Raw genomic sequence first — 14,910 nt, 5'->3', positions numbered from 1 at the left:
CCCGGAGCGGAGTTCTACGGCCGGGCGGCGAACCGTTCGAGCAGGTCCACGTGCCCGGACACGATCAGCATGTCGCGGGCGGACACCTTGGTTTCTGGGCGGGCGTAGGTGAAGTCCTCGCCGGGCGATTTCACGCCCACGATGGTCACGCCGTACTTGGAGCGCACCTTGGACTCATCCAGCGTGAAGCCCACAGTCTCGCGCGGCGGGTACATTTTCACGATGGCGAAGTCGTCGTCGAACTCGATGAAGTCCAGCATGCGTCCGGAGACCAAGTGCGCTGCGCGGACGCCGGCGTCCGCCTCGGGGTAGATCACGTGGTTCGCGCCGATCCGGGTGAGGATCTTGCCGTGCGACGGCGTGATGGCCTTGACCCAGAGGTGCTCGATGCCGAGGTCCACCAGGTTCACGGTGATCAGCACGGAGGACTCGATCGAGGTGCCGACCCCACAAACGGCAGAGCTGAACTCCTGTGCACCGAGCTGGCGTAGCGCATCGATATTGGTGGCGTCGGCCTCCACCACGTGGGTGAGGAGCGGTGCCCATTTCTGGACCAGGTTCCGGTCGCGTTCGATTGCGAGCACCTCGCGGCCCTGTTTCACGAGCTGCTCGGCGGTGGACGAGCCGAAGCGGCCCAGCCCGATCACCAGTACCGGCGCGTTGTGGGCGGGGCGGTTGGGGGCGCCTGAGGAATTAGCCAATGATGGGCCTCTCTTCCGGGTAGTGGTACAGCTGGCTGCGTTGGCGCAGGGCCAGGCCAGCTGCAAGGGTGACGGTGCCGACGCGGCCCGCGAACATCAGGGCGGTGAGGACATACACGCCCGACGGCGGCAGTTCGGCACTGAGGTTTGTGCTCAGTCCCACGGTGGCAAAGGCTGAAATGGTTTCGAACAGCACGCGGTCCAGGGATGCGCCGCTGATTTGCAGGAGCAGGAACGCCGAGACGGAGACCAGAGTGGCGCCCGCCACGATCACGGAGATGGCCACCCGCATGGTCCCCTGGGGGATGGTCCGGCCATACACCTTCACGTCGGAGTCGCCGCGGGCCTCCGCGGCGATGGCGAGGAACATCACGGCGATGGTGGTCACCTTGATGCCGCCCGCCGTCGACGCCGAACCGCCGCCGGCGAACATGAGGGCGTCGGTGAGCAGCATGGTGGTGGATTCCATGTGGTTCTGGTCCACCAGGTTGAACCCACCGGACCTCGTCATGACAGACGCAAACAATGAATGGGTGATCTTGTCGCCGAGGTCCATGTGGCCGATGGTCCGCACGTTGTCCCACTCCATCAGGGCCCACAGCACGGTGCCGGCGGCCAGCAGGATGAAGGACACCTGGATGGTCAGCTTGGTGTGGAGATTCCACTTCTTCCAGTTGAGCCCGTTCTGCTGCAGGACCATCACAACGGGAAAACCCAGGCTGCCCAGGAACACGCCGAGCATCAGCGGGATGAGGATCCACAGGTCGGTCTCGTACGGCACAATGCCATCCGAATGCGGGGTGAAGCCGGCGTTGTTAAAGGAGGAAATTGCGTAGAAGAATCCATGCCACACCGACTGCCAGAAGGGCTCGCCCAACGTCATAAACCGGGGGATCAGCGCCAGCGCCAGGACACCTTCGATCACCACGGAGGTCACGATGACGATCCGCAGCAGCGTACCCACTTCACCGAGCCGGCCGGCGTTATTCATGGCTTCCTGCGCGATGAGCTTGCCGCGGACGCCAAGCTTCTTGCTCACCATGAGGGCCAGCAGCGACGCGAGCGTGAGGGTTCCCAAGCCGCCCACGAAGATGCCGATCAGGATGACCAGCTGGCCGAAGAAGGACCAGTGCACCGCCGTCGAAACAACCGTCAGGCCGGTCACGCAGACCGCGGACACCGCGGTGAACAATGCCTGGTGTATCGGAGTGGCCGTACCGGTGGCGGAAGAGATGGGCAGCGAGAGGAAGAACGTGAACACCAGGCAGACCGCGCCGAAGGCGCTCAGGGCAAGCCGGGCGGGCGACGTGTTGGCAATGTCGTCGACGAAGTCGCGTACGCGGGTGAAGATCCAGAGGCCTTCGCGCTCCGGTGCGGCGGGGTGCCAGCTGGCCGGGTTCCGGGGCCTCGTCTGGCGTTGCGTCATGGGGGGCTTTTCCTCGGTTGAAACTGTTTCCTCCAGTAGTAAACCACTAATGCCCGCGTAATGGCCGGGCCGGGGCAGTGGCGTCCTCCGGTAGCCTGTCATTGATGACATTCCTGCCCGGTCTCAGCCAGCCCGCGCCACCAACGATGGTGGTGTGGAATTCGGCCATGACGGCCTACAATTTTGGCCCGGGCCACCCGATGGCTCCTGAGCGCATGGACCTGACCGCCCGGCTGGCCCGCAGCCTCGGCCTGCTGGACCTTGCCCATGTGTCCGTGGAGGCTCCGGAGGTTGCATCCGATGCCGAACTGGAAACCGTGCACTCGCCTGAGTTTGTGGCTGCGGTCCGCCGGGTCAGCGACGACCCGGCCTCGCCGGATGAAGCCCGCGGACTGGGCACCGACGACGATCCGGCCTTCGCCGGTATGCACGACGCCGCCGCGAGGCTCGCCGGCGGATCGCTGGTCGCCGCGGCCGCCATCCTGGACGGATCCGCGCTCCACGCCGTGAACTTCGGCGGCGGCATGCACCACGCTGCCCGTGACCGCGCCAGCGGCTTCTGCATCTACAACGACTCCGCCTTGGCCGTCCAGAGACTGCTCGATGGCGGCATCCGCCGTGTGGCGTACATCGACGTCGACGCGCACCATGGCGACGGGACGGAAAGCATTTTCTGGGACGACCCCCGGGTCCTGACCATCTCCCTGCATGAAAGCGGACTCACGCTTTTCCCCGGGACCGGCTTCGCGAACGAGATCGGCGGTCCGCAGGCTGAGGGCAGCGCCGTCAACCTTGCCCTGCCGTCGGGCACCGGGGATGCCGGCTGGCTGCGGGCTTTCCACGCCGTGGTGCCGCAGCTCGTGGGCGCGTTCCAGCCGGAAGTCATCGTCAGCCAGCACGGCTGCGACTCGCACCGCCTTGACCCGCTGGCCCACCTGAACATCAGTGTGGACGGCCAGCGCGAGGCAGCTACCGCCGTCGGAAATCTCGCTGCCCGGCATTGTGAGGGCCGCTGGATCGCCACAGGCGGCGGCGGGTACAGCGTCACCGACGTTGTGCCGCGCTCCTGGAGCCACCTGATCGCCATCGCCGCCGGGCGTCCCGTTCCGCTCCGGACCCCGGTGCCGGAGGACTGGCGCGCCTATGTTTCGGACAAGTTCGGGATGGAGACCCCGGGCCTGATGGGCGATGACGTGGAGCTCTGGTGGCGGTCATGGGAAGTGGGCTTTGACCCGAACGACGCCGTGGACCGCGCCGTGATGGCCACCCGCAAAGCCGTTTTCCCGCTGCACGGACTTGATCCCTGGTTCGACTGATCCTTCTTCAAGCCGCGTGGGCCGGTCACGGGCGAAATAGTTGATGCCCGGCGGCGTATATGTCGCTAGGGTGGGAGGCATGGTGACAGACGACGTATTTGCCGTCATTGCGGAAGCAACCCGGCGCGACATTTTGGTATCCCTGCGCGCCGGGGACAAGGCAGTGGGCGAGCTGGTGGAAGAACTCTCCGCGAGCCAGCCCACCATTTCCAAGCACCTGAAAGTCCTCCGCGAGGCACAGCTGGTCAGCATGCGGGCGCAGGGCCAGAAGCGCTATTACGCTCTGAACCCCAAACCGCTTGAGGGGATCGTCAGCTGGCTGGAGACGTTCGACGTCGGCCCGGCGGCCACCGTCGCCAAGTCACCCCGCGCGGAGGCGGAAGCCGGCACCGAGCGAGCCGTGGGCACCCCGCTGCCGGACAACGTAGCCGTTGCCGCCGTCCTCGATCGCCCGGGCGCCGAACTGAGCCCCGCCGTCGTGATTCCCGGCGGCACCGTAGCCCCGCTCAGCGACGACACCGTGCCGCAGCAGATCGGCCGCACTGTGGGCCGCGCCGCCACGAAGGCCGCGGACCTGCTCGCCAACCTCCCGAATCTCCCCAAGTTCGGCCGCAAAAAGTAAGCCAGCCACCGGTGATCGAGCCTGGGGCCACGACCGCAGGGTTCCCTGCCCGAGCTTGCGAGGGTGAGGGGGCGGTTGGGGAGCGAGATCCAGGTTACTGACAGGCTCAACCACCGGGCGTGCGCTACTTGTTGAGCAGGCGCACGTGGTCCGGGGTCAGCTCGGAGATCTTGCTGACGCCGAGCAGCGCCATGGTGCGGGCCATGTCCTTCTCGAGGATCTGCAAGGTGCGGTCCACGCCAGCCCGGCCGCCGGCCATCAGGCCGTAGAGGTATGCGCGGCCGATCAGCGTGAAGTCCGCGCCCAGGGCCAGCGCCGCGATGATGTCCGCGCCGCTCATGATGCCGGTGTCCAGCATGATGGCCGCGTCCGAGTTGTCCTTCGTGAACGTTTCCTTGACGCCCGGCAGCAGGTGGAACGGAATGGGCGCGCGGTCCAGCTGGCGGCCGCCGTGGTTGGAGAGCACCACGCCGTCGGCGCCATGGTCCACCACCTTGCGCGCGTCCTCAACGGTCTGGATGCCCTTGACCACCAGCTTTCCCTTCCAGGTTTCGCGCAGCCAGTCCAGGTCCTCAAACGTCAGGGTGGGATCGAACATCGAGTTGATGAGGTCGGCCACTGTTCCGGTGTAACGGGACAGCGAGGCGAAGGTCAGCGGCTCGTGCGTGAGGAAGTTGAACCACCAGGCGGGGCGGTAGGACGCGTCCAGGACGGTCTTGACGGTCAGTGCCGGCGGGATGGTCATGCCGTTGCGGACATCGCGGAGGCGGGCGCCGGCGACGGCCGTGTCCACGGTGACCATGAGGGTGTCGTTGCCGGCTTTGGCGGCGCGCTCGATCAGTTCCAGCGAGCGGTCGCGGTCCGTCCACAGGTAGAGCTGGAACCAGTTGCGGCCGTTCGGGGCGGCGGCGGCCACGTCCTCGATGGAGGCGGTGCCCATGGTGGAAAGGGTGTACGGAATGCCGGCGGCCTCGGCTGCCTGCGAGCCGGCGTATTCGCCCTCGGACTGCATCATGCGGGTGAAGCCGGTGGGGGCGATGCCCACGGGCAGGCGGGAAGGCTTGCCCAGGATGTCAGTGCTGAGGTCGACGCTGGAGACGTTGCGCAGGATGCCGGGCCGGAACTCGATGTCCAGGAAGGCCTCACGGGCGCGGTGCAGGGTGATCTCGCCCTCGGCGGCGCCGTCCGTGTAGTCGAACGGGGCCTGCGGGGTCCGACGCTTGGCCATGTCCCGCAGGTCCCAGATGGTGCTGGCGCGCTTGAGCCGGGCTTCCTTGCTGAATTCGGGCTTCTTGAACTGCATCAGCGGGGCCAGGTCCGAGTACTTGGGGATGCGGCGCTTCAGCGCAGCCGGCACCGCCGAAGCTACCGGCTTCGGCGCAGTGGCTATGGCGGCCGGGACGTCCGTGGCATCCGGGGCCGGCGTGACCTCGGGATTGTTCGGTTGGATGGTGTGGATCATGGCTGCCTCCGTTGGTGGGCCTGGCGCAGGGGATCGGGCTGTGGTCTAACCACACTCTAGGCCATGTGGTCCAACCACATCAACTACGATAGCGATATGCGTACGCACCAACTTGTCCTGACCTGGATCGAAAAGCAGCTCTCCGACGGACAGCTGAGTGTAGGCGGACGCCTGCCCGCGGAGCGGACGCTCGCTGAGCAGCTTGCAGTTTCAAGAACTTCGGTGCGCGAGGCGATCCGCATCCTGGAGGCCATGGGGGTGGTCAGGGCCGGAGTTGGCTCCGGCCCTGAAGCGGGGACGGTGGTGATTTCGGATCCGACGGCGGCGCTCGGCTCGGCGTTGCGGCTCCACGTTGCCACGCAGCATCTGCCCGTGTCCGACATCGTGGAAACGCGCATCCTGCTGGAGACCTGGGCGGCTGCCAGGGCGAAGCCCGACGCTCCGGAACTGGACCTGGCCGCCACGCTCCTGGGCGAGATGGACGCCGTCGAACGCGTTGCCCGGACGGCGGATGACTTCCTGGCCCTGGATATCCGGTTCCATCTGGCCCTCGCGGACGCCGCCGGCAATGCCGTGGTCAGCGCCATGATGGGCTCGCTGCGCGAATCCATCCAGAGGTACACCGCCCGGTTCACGGCCAATCTTCCGGACTGGGATGCCACGGCGTCGCGCCTGCAGGCAGAGCACCGTGACATTCTGGCCGCCATTAGGAACGACGACGGCGCGCGCGCGGCCACGCTGGTCGCTGCCCATATCGAGGGGTACTACCGCGAGGCAGGGGTTGGGCGCCCGGCGGAGGGCTGACCCATGGCAGTTCGCGGCAATGTCAGCGAACAACACTGCCGCGAAGTTTCATGTCGCGCGGGATTGGGCGGCGGTCAGCCGTGGGCCGCAGTACGTGGCGCCTTGGCGGGGCCGCTGCTGGCCCGGATTTCCAGGCGCGGCTGGTACCGGCTGCCCGGGGCGTCGTGGTCTTCCTTGCGGATGAGTGCCCGCAGTTCACGCCAGGCCTGGCCGCCGAGTTCGGCAATGGGAACCGCCGCGGTGGTCAGGGTGGGCGTGGTGTAGCGGGCGAAGGGGATGTCGTCGAAGCCGGTGACGGAAATGTCGCCCGGAACGTCCATGCCACGTTCGTGCAGGCCGCTCATCAGTCCCATGGCCACGAGGTCGTTGAAGGCCAGGATGCCCGTGGCGCCGCTGGCCAGGACCGAGTCCACTGCCCCGTGGCCGGTCTCGAAGTCCGAGCCGCCGTCGAGCATGGTGACGTCCACCTGCGGGTGCCTGGCCTTGAACGCCTCCAGGCCCTCGAGCCGGAGGCCGTTGGAGGCACTGCCTGCCGGGCCGGCCAGGAAGGCCAGGCGCGTATGGCCGAGGCCCACCAGGTACTCGGCGAGGTCCTGGACTCCCTGCCCGTAGTCCACCACGAGGCTCGGAATCCCGGCAGCCGCCGTCGTCCGGTTGATCAGGACCAGCGGGTGCAGCGACGGCGCGATCTCCTCGAGCTCGGCATCGCTCATACGCGGGGCGCAGAGCACCAGGCCGTCGCAGCGCCGGCGGGCCTCGCCGGCCAGGATGGCTTCCTCGCTGGAGACTTCGAAGGAATCGGCAATCAGCACGCGGTAGCCATCCTCCGCCGCAGCCCGGCTCAATCCGCGCAGGATCGCCTGGAATGTGGGGTTGGCGAGGTCCGGCACCACAATGCCGATGGTGTCCGTCTTTCCCAGCGCGAGGCTGCGCCCCACGGGATTGGGCTGGTATTTGAGTTCGACGGCGGCCGCCCGCACCCGTGCCGCGATGTCCGGGTCCACGGTGAAGTTGCCGTTCATGACGCGCGAAACAGTGGCGTGCGAAACACCTGCCTTCACGGCAACGTCCGCAATGCCGATCCTGCCGGTTGCCGATTTCCTGGCCATGGCCCTGCCTTTCGTAAGTCCCGGTACCCGTGATTACCGGCGCCCGTGGGACAGCATACAACGCTCTCGGAAACCGGTTTCCATTCCTTCGGCGCGGCGGATGATGGCTGCGCCACCGCAGAAACAGGCCTTTCAGCCAGAAAGCGCTTTCTCTTAGAAAGGATAAGGGTTGACGGGACGGCGCGCCTATTGATAGAAATCATGTAGCGGCACTGAGAAAACGCTTTCTCACCTACTGCAGCGACTTCCGGACCACGGTCCAGAGCGGCACAGGTTCCAAGCACTACAGTCCAGAGCACCCTCGCCGCTGAAGCCGCGTGTCCGTGCTGGCCGGACCGGCCGGACTGTGACGCGGCGGAAGGTGGTGTTGCCATGGGGCTCCGTTCCTGACCCGGAGGACACTAGGTTGGGCAAGCGCTTTCCCGACTCCAGTGTGCGGCATAACCGCCGTGATAGTCCAGTGTGTCTTGCGGGCCTCGGGAATCCATCGGCCCTTCCCCGTATGACCGGCCCTGCCCCGCACCGTTCGTGCGGGGCAGGGCAGCTGTTCTTCCCGGGCGGAGGCGTAGTGGGACCGTTGCCTGCCCAGTCACATGCGCAGTTACATGCCCAGTGGCGCTGCCCAGTTGCCGTTCCGTCCGCCGCCACTGCCGCCTTCCTGGTACTTACCGCAGCGTGTGCAGCGCCGGTAGCGGCCGCCGTCGTCCGTGGTTTGGATGTGCCAATCGTGGCGCAGGTTCATCTTGCACAGCAGGGTTTTGAGCATGACGTTCTCCGATCCATGACTAGGTGTTCAGTCGGGCCTGATGTTCTGGTTGAGCCTGAAGAAGTTCGTGGGATCGTATGTGCGCTTGAGTGCCTTGAGCCGGTCGTACTTGGCGGCGCCGTACGCGTGCCTGACGCGTTCCTCGCCCTCTTCCATGAGGAAGTTCACGTAGACGCTGGTGTGGTGGGGCGCCAGGGCTGACCAATAGTCCCGCGCCCACTGGCGCTCGCCGTCAAAGCCGTCGGCGGTCCTGCTGTTGCCGTTGATGTTGAATGTGAACCCGGCCTGGCGGCCGTTGAAGGCGGTGGCATCGTCGTCGATCCTTCCCACGGCGCCGCCCATTTGCCAAAGGGCGACGCTGGTGATGGGCGAAGTGATGCGCCTGCCGTGCTCCACCACGATGTCGATGACGTCGTCGCTGAGGGCCGCGACGTCACAGGACCTGACGTAGTAATGCCAGCCGTGCGGGAACGATGGATCAAACGTCTTTTGATGCTCCAGAAACGGCTTGGGTCGGCAAAAATCGAGCACGGACGATCCGAATTCCTTCAGTGGCCGCAGGACCCGTTCGCCGTCCTCGACCGGTCCCGTGTAGCAGGCGGTGACCGCAATGACGAGCCTGCCCACCAGGTCCGGCGGCACGATCGGCAGTGCCGGGGCCCTCCGCTGCACGGCGATGGTCATAAGCTCGTCGGGGCAGTCCGCGATCCAGTCCCGGTAAAAGCGGAGCACTTCTGGGGCATCTTCCATCGGCCAGAAGACGGGACCGGCCATAACGTACGGGCCCACCGGGTTCAGCCGGAACTCGAAATCAGTGACGATGCCGAAGTTCCCGCCGCCGCCCCGTACGCCCCAGAAGAGGTCGGTGTTCTGATGTTCGCTTGCCCTGACCAGCTCGCCGTCGGCGGTGACCACGTCCACGGACAGCAGTTGATCGATCGTGAGTCCGTATTTCCGCATGACCCAGCCGATGCCGCCGCCCAACGTCAGGCCCGCAACCCCGGTATGAGTGACGATTCCAGACGGAACGGCGAGGCCGAACTCCTGCGTTTCGCGGTCGAGTTCGCCCAGCAGTACACCGGCCTGGACACGGACCGTGCGCGCCTCGGGGTCCACCCGGATGCCCTTCATGGGCCCGAGGTCGATGAGCATGCCGTCGTCGCACACTGACAGCCCGGGGAAGCTGTGACCGCCTCCCCGCACGGCGGCCTGCAGGTTCTGCGAGCGGGCGAACCGGATGGCCGCGCGAACGTCCGCGACGCCGGTGCAGCGGGCTATAAGGGCGGGACGGCGGTCAATCGACCCGTTCCACACCTTGCGGTGCTCATCGTAACCAGCGTCAGCCGGGCGGACGAGGTCGCCCCGAAAGGATGTCTGTAATTCGTCGACGGCAATGCCGTCGATCTCCGTGCTTTGTGCCATTGGACTCACGGACCTCTCGCTCCTTCCAGCAGATTCCCACCGTTGGCACGAACTGGCAAGAGGAAATTGCGGGAGCTTGGGCGCCCCTGTCCGAGGCAAGCTGAGCCGCTAGCTGACCGCCTTCTTCACAAGCTCCACGATCTTCGCCTCGTCCGCGGCTGTGAGCTTGGTCAGGGCGTAGGAGGTGGGCCACATGTTGCCCTCGTCGAGGTTAGCGGGGTCGTTGAATCCGAGCGTCGGGTACCGTGCCTTGAACTTGTTCGCGGGCTGGAAGAAACAGACCACCTTGCCGTCCTTGGCGTAGGCAGGCATCCCGTACCAGGTCTTCGGCGCGAGCTCCGGCGCGTTTTCTTTGATGATGGCATGCAGCCGTTCGGCGATGGCGCGGTCCGGGTCCGACATCTCGGCGATCTTCCCGAGCACATCGCTTTCGCCATCCGGCTTAGCGGCGCGGGCACCCTTTCGCGATGCGGCCTTGAGCTCCTGGGCCCGTTCCTTCATTGCGGCGCGTTCGTCCGCATCGAAGCCGTCGTACGACTTGGTGTTGGTGGCTGGCTTCTCCGTCATTTCGGGGTTCCTTACGTTGTGGTCTGGGAACCACCCTAATCTTCAGGGGTTTCGGCAGCTTCTCCAGAACTGCTCGAAGCGGAGATCCCTAGCCGGCGGAGGATCCCGTCGCCGGGCCCGTGCTCTGGCGCACCACCAGTTCGGGAGTGAAGATGACGGCCCGGTGCTTCGGATTCTCGGACTCGAGTTCCTCGGCCAGCAGCTCGATGGCTGTGCGCCCCAGGGCTTCGGTGGGCTGCCGGATGGAGGAGAGGGGGACCACAGCGGAGATGGCGAAGTCGATGTCGTCGTACCCGATCAGCGCAATGTCCTCCGGGATCCGCAGCGTGTGCGTCATGGTCAGGGACTGCATCACACCCAGGGCCAGCAGATCGTTGGCGCAGAAGATGCCGTCCGGCAGATCGGCGCGCCCCCGCTCCACCAGCAGGTTGCCAACGCTGCGGCCTGCAAGCACTGTTTGTCCGTCGGAATCGAGGACTTCAAGAGTGGCGTCCGATTCCTCCCTCACGGCACGTTCTGCGCCTTGGAGTCGGTCCGCCACTTGGCGGATGGAGGTGGGGCCGCCCACAAAGGCGAGCCGACGGCGGCCGGTGTCCAGCAGGTGCCGGGCAGCGAGGTAACCGCCGGCGTCGTCGTCCACTGAGACGGAGCTGTACTTGCTCTCATCGGCGAGCCGGTCCACCAGGACGGTGGGGACGCCGCGCTCACGGAGCTGGTCGATGCGGGCGGTGACATCTCCAACGGGCGAGATCAGGAGGCCCTGCACGCGCTGTTCCTGGAACAAGTCGATGTAGTTGGACTCGCGGCTGGCGTTGTGGCCGCTGTCGCCCAAGAGCACGGCGCTGCCCTGGAGTGCCGCGGCGTCTTCGGCGGCCCGCACCACGGACGTAAAGAACGGGTTGCCCACATCGAGCACAATCAGCCCGATGGTCCGGCTCTGGCCGGCGCGCAGCTGGCGGGCGGCATCGTTCCGGACGAAGCCCAGCTCGTCGATGGCACGCAGGACCCGCTCCTTGGTTCGCTGCGAGACCCTGTCCGGATAGTTCAGGACGTTGGACACCGTGCCCACGGCAACACTGGCATGGTTGGCGACGTCCTTGATGCTGGCTGAGCGATTCATGATTCTCCATGCTGGTATGCCGCGTGCAGTACTTTTCGCCGGTCCAGGACCATGGCTGGGAAATTGCTTGACACCTTCTTGTCTCAAGGGTACTTTGAATCGTAATAATGAAACGATTCAAAGTTTGGGAAGTTCAGGAGAGTTGCAGATGAGGGTGTGTTTCCGCTCCTCGGTCCAGCCAGGGCTGATCGACGAATACCGGCGCCGGCATGCTGCCGTGTGGCCGGAGATGCTCCGTGCATTGAAAGACGCCGGCTGGAACAACTACTCGCTGTTCCTTGGCGAGAACGGGCTCCTCATCGGCTACCTGGAGTGCGACGATTTCGACGCCGTCCGGGCGCGGATGGCGCTGACCGAGGTCAATACCCGCTGGCAGGCCGAGATGGCCGGCCTGTCCATCTCCAAGCCGCTGCTGGAAACCACCGAAAAGGACTGGGACCTGCAGCACAACGTGATGGCCAAGGGCTCCTTCCTGGTCTCCAAGGCCGCGGCGAAGGTCATGATCGCCCAGGACATGGGCGGGGACATCATCTACATCTCCTCCAAGAACTCCGTGTTCGCCGGCCCGAACAACATCGCCTACTCCGCCACCAAAGCCGACCAGGCGCACCAGGTCCGGCTCCTCGCGGCCGAGCTGGGCGAACACGGCATCCGCGTCAACGGCATCAACCCCGACGGCGTGGTCCGCGGCTCCGGCATCTTCGCCGGCGGCTGGGGCGCCAAGCGCGCCGCTGTCTACGGCGTGGACGAGCAGGAACTGGGCAAGTACTACGCCCAGCGCACCCTGCTCAAGCGCGAAGTCCTGCCCGAGCACGTGGCCAACGCCGCCGCGGTCTTCACCAGCAACGAACTGTCCCACACCACCGGACTCCACATCCCCGTGGACGCCGGTGTGGCAGCAGCCTTCCTTCGATGAGCGCCACGCCAATTGCGGATGCCGCACCGGCCAGCGGCGGTAGCGTCTTCGCCGCCGTCGACATCGGTGCCTCTTCCGGCAGGGTCATCCTGGGCCGGGTCACCGGTTCCAGGGTGGAACTGGAAACGGTGCACCGTTTCCCCAATGGTGTGGTGGAGCTCGACGGCGGCCTCCGCTGGGATTTCGACGCCCTGTTCGCCGAGGTGCTGGCGGGCCTGACCGCCGCCGCCACCGTGGCGGCGGCGCAGGACGAAACCATCACCAGCATCGGGATCGACACCTGGGCGGTGGACTACGGCCTGGTCAACACCGCCGGGGAACTCGCGGCGCAGCCCTACAGCTACCGCGATGACCGCAGCCGGGCCGCCGTCGCCCCCGTGCATCAGAAACTGGACCCGGCCCGGCTCTACGGCACCACCGGGCTGCAGTTCCTGCAGTTCAACACCCTGTACCAGCTGGCCACGGAGCGGGACCTGGACGGGCTGCAGGCGCTGCTGATCCCGGATCTCATCGCCTACTTCCTGACGGGACAGCGGCGCACGGAATCCACCAACGCCTCAACCACCGGCCTGTTCGACGCCGTCACGGGGGAGTGGGCCGCCGGGTTCCTGACCGCCCTGGGCCTGCCCAGGAAACTGTTCCCGGCGCTGATCGAGCCCGGCGAAACCGTGGGCACCCTGCTGCCGGAGATCGCGTCCAGGGTGGGGCTGCCGGCCATCACCAAGGTAGTGGCCGTGGGCTCGCACGACACTGCCTCCGCCGTCGTCGCCGTCCCGGCCCAGGAGGAGAACTTCGCGTACATCTCCTCCGGCACGTGGTCGCTGGTGGGGCTGGAACTGAGTCATCCGGTCCTGACCGAGGCCAGCCGGGAAGCGAACTTCACCAACGAACGCGGCGTGGACGGCACCATCCGCTACCTGCGCAACATGGGCGGGCTCTGGCTGCTCAGCGAATGCCAGCGGACCTGGGCCGCCGAAGGCTACACGCCGGAACTCACTGATCTGCTCGACACCGCTGCGGCACTGCCCCCGGGCGGCCCGCAGATCAACCCGGACGATTCCGCGTTCATCGCCCCGGACAATATGCCCCAACGCATCCGCGCCACGGTCCGCCACACCGGGGACATCCTGCCCGATGACCCCGCGGCCATCACCCGTTGCATCATGGACAGCCTCGCCACCGGCTACGCGCGGGCCATCGCGGACGCCGAACGCCTGGCGGACCGCACCGTGGACGTGGTCCATGTCGTTGGTGGCGGCTCCCAGAACGGGCTCCTCTGCCAGCTCACGGCCGACACCACCGGCAAGAAGGTGGTGGCAGGACCCGTAGAAGCGACCGCCGTCGGGAATGTCCTGGTCCAGGCCCGGGCAGCCGGGTACGTCAGCGGGGGGCTCGCGGAACTGCGCCGCCTGGTGGTGTCTTCGCACGAGCTGCAGACGTTCACGCCGCAGCTCTCCCGCCTGTAACCGCCCGCCACCCAGCACCACCCACCAGCGACCATCCAGCGCGAAAGGACACTTGAGGCCCCAATCGCAGGCCCCCAACTGTCCCTTCGCGCGCAAAGAAGGTGCCGAGGAGCGTGTTGTGTGACGTAGGATCTCCGATAGCAACCCGACGAGACAGGACCGGAGTACTATGCCCCTCTTCGACCTTCCCCTTGACCAGCTCCGCGGTTACACCTCGAGGGTCACGCCGCCCGCCGACCTGCAGGACTTCTGGGACACCACCCTCGACGAAGCCCGGACCGTTCCGCTCAACGCCACGTTCGAGCCGGTGGAGAACCATTTGTCGGTCATCGACACCTGCGACGTCACGTTCGCCGGCTACGGCGGTGCGCCGATCAAGGGCTGGCTGCACCTCCCGGCGAACCGGCGCGCCGGAACCCGGCTGCCCGTCGTTGTGCAGTACATCGGTTACACAGGCGGCCGCGGCCTGGTCAACCAGGACACCAAGTGGGCGCAGGCCGGCTATGCGCATTTCATCATGGACACCCGCGGCCAGGGTTACGGCGGGATCCTCGGCGAGACGGCGGATCCCCACCCGTCTGCGGGCGAGGTGGCCTACTCGGGGCTGATGACCAGGGGCGCCGGCAGCCGCGAGGACTACTACTACCGCCGCGTGTACGTGGACGCGTTCCGGGCGGTGGAAGCGGCGCAGTCCCACCCGGAGGTGGATCCGTCGCGCGTGGTCCTGGCGGGAATCAGCCAGGGCGGGGGCATTGTGGTGGCGGTTTCCGGGCTGGTGGCGGGAAGGCTCGACGGCGTCATCGCCGCGCTGCCCGACGTCCCCTTCCTACAGGACTTCCCCCGGTCGATCGACATCGCGGCCCGCGGCCCCTATCCGGAGATCGCGGCGTTCCTGGGCAGGCACCGGGACCGATATGAGCCGATGCTCGCGGTCCTGAACTATTTCGACGGCGTCAACCTGGCCCGGGCGGCCACCGCGCCGGCCCTGTACTCGGTGGCGCAGATGGACGATGTCTGCCCGCCGTCCACGGTGTTCGCGAGCTTCAATGCCTACGGCGGCGACTCCGCGGCACAAAAGGACATTGAGGTCTACCGGTTCAACAACCACGAGGGCGGCCAGGAGCACCACTGGATCAGGCAGCTGCAGTACCTCCGCGAGCTCCTGGCCTGACACCCAAGTGACCAAGTAGGTAGCGCCATCTGTCGTTTTGGA

The 14,910-nt window shown here is 66.4% G+C and carries 13 protein-coding genes and 2 pseudogenes; 7 read left to right on the top strand and 8 right to left on the bottom strand.

Annotated elements, in window-relative coordinates:
• Positions 1–14: 14 nt before the first annotated feature.
• Positions 15–701 carry a potassium channel family protein gene (locus NG701_RS20125; RefSeq protein WP_058931335.1) on the bottom strand — a complete coding sequence of 229 codons (687 nt, stop codon included), beginning with the start codon at positions 699–701 and terminating at the stop codon, positions 15–17.
• Complete coding sequence (locus NG701_RS20120; RefSeq protein ID WP_252570302.1) at positions 694–2,127, bottom strand: TrkH family potassium uptake protein; 1,434 nt, start codon at positions 2,125–2,127, stop codon at positions 694–696. The genes NG701_RS20125 and NG701_RS20120 overlap by 8 nt, the downstream gene beginning before the upstream one ends.
• A gap of 104 nt (positions 2,128–2,231) precedes the next feature.
• Between NG701_RS20120 and NG701_RS20115 the strand changes: the two genes are divergently transcribed.
• Entirely contained in the window at positions 2,232–3,443 is a 1,212-nt protein-coding gene (locus NG701_RS20115) for an acetoin utilization protein AcuC (protein WP_252570300.1), read from the top strand.
• A 79-nt stretch (positions 3,444–3,522) separates the two neighbouring features.
• Complete coding sequence (locus NG701_RS20110; RefSeq protein ID WP_252570298.1) at positions 3,523–4,065, top strand: ArsR/SmtB family transcription factor; 543 nt, start codon at positions 3,523–3,525, stop codon at positions 4,063–4,065.
• A gap of 124 nt (positions 4,066–4,189) precedes the next feature.
• On the opposite strand, the gene NG701_RS20105 is transcribed toward NG701_RS20110, so the two are convergent.
• Positions 4,190–5,527, bottom strand: coding sequence for an alpha-hydroxy acid oxidase (locus tag NG701_RS20105; protein ID WP_305884427.1), 1,338 nt, complete (start codon positions 5,525–5,527; stop codon positions 4,190–4,192).
• Positions 5,528–5,623: 96 nt separating this feature from the next.
• Between NG701_RS20105 and NG701_RS20100 the strand changes: the two genes are divergently transcribed.
• Positions 5,624–6,331: a FadR/GntR family transcriptional regulator gene (locus NG701_RS20100; RefSeq protein ID WP_252570296.1), complete on the top strand. Its 708-nt coding sequence runs from the start codon at positions 5,624–5,626 to the stop codon at positions 6,329–6,331.
• Between the two features lie 74 nt (positions 6,332–6,405).
• Here NG701_RS20100 and NG701_RS20095 read toward each other — a convergent pair whose 3' ends face one another.
• The 5 genes from NG701_RS20095 to NG701_RS20075 form a co-directional block, all read right to left on the bottom strand.
• The gene (locus NG701_RS20095; protein WP_252570294.1) at positions 6,406–7,440 is read right to left on the bottom strand and encodes a LacI family DNA-binding transcriptional regulator; all 1,035 of its coding nucleotides are present in this window, start codon (positions 7,438–7,440) and stop codon (positions 6,406–6,408) included.
• Between the two features lie 601 nt (positions 7,441–8,041).
• Positions 8,042–8,206, bottom strand: coding sequence for a hypothetical protein (locus NG701_RS20090; protein ID WP_252570293.1), 165 nt, complete (start codon positions 8,204–8,206; stop codon positions 8,042–8,044).
• Between the two features lie 27 nt (positions 8,207–8,233).
• Positions 8,234–9,628 carry an FAD-binding oxidoreductase gene (locus NG701_RS20085; protein ID WP_252570587.1) on the bottom strand — a complete coding sequence of 465 codons (1,395 nt, stop codon included), beginning with the start codon at positions 9,626–9,628 and terminating at the stop codon, positions 8,234–8,236.
• A gap of 108 nt (positions 9,629–9,736) precedes the next feature.
• Entirely contained in the window at positions 9,737–10,195 is a 459-nt protein-coding gene (locus tag NG701_RS20080) for an iron chaperone (protein ID WP_252570291.1), read from the bottom strand.
• Positions 10,196–10,283: 88 nt separating this feature from the next.
• Positions 10,284–11,315, bottom strand: a complete 1,032-nt coding sequence (locus NG701_RS20075) for a LacI family DNA-binding transcriptional regulator (protein WP_252570289.1) — start codon at positions 11,313–11,315, stop codon at positions 10,284–10,286.
• A gap of 148 nt (positions 11,316–11,463) precedes the next feature.
• On the opposite strand from NG701_RS20075, the pseudogene NG701_RS21500 reads away from it, so the two are divergent.
• From NG701_RS21500 to NG701_RS20055, 4 genes and pseudogenes are all read left to right on the top strand, one after another.
• Positions 11,464–11,709, top strand: a pseudogene (locus NG701_RS21500) (L-rhamnose mutarotase); the annotation flags it as partial.
• A pseudogene (locus NG701_RS21495) lies at positions 11,701–12,231 on the top strand (SDR family oxidoreductase); the annotation flags it as partial. The pseudogenes NG701_RS21500 and NG701_RS21495, both read left to right, overlap by 9 nt.
• Positions 12,228–13,697, top strand: coding sequence for a rhamnulokinase (locus NG701_RS20060; protein ID WP_252570287.1), 1,470 nt, complete (start codon positions 12,228–12,230; stop codon positions 13,695–13,697). The pseudogene NG701_RS21495 and the gene NG701_RS20060, both read left to right, overlap by 4 nt.
• Before the next feature lie 169 nt (positions 13,698–13,866).
• A complete protein-coding gene (locus NG701_RS20055) occupies positions 13,867–14,868 on the top strand; it encodes an acetylxylan esterase (protein ID WP_252570286.1) in 1,002 nt (333 codons plus the stop codon).
• Positions 14,869–14,910: the final 42 nt, after the last annotated feature.

Origin of the sequence: Pseudarthrobacter cellobiosi, assembly GCF_023913815.1 — a bacterium.
Classification (GTDB): domain Bacteria; phylum Actinomycetota; class Actinomycetes; order Actinomycetales; family Micrococcaceae; genus Arthrobacter; species Arthrobacter cellobiosi.
This window is presented reverse-complemented; position numbering and strand designations above follow the sequence as displayed.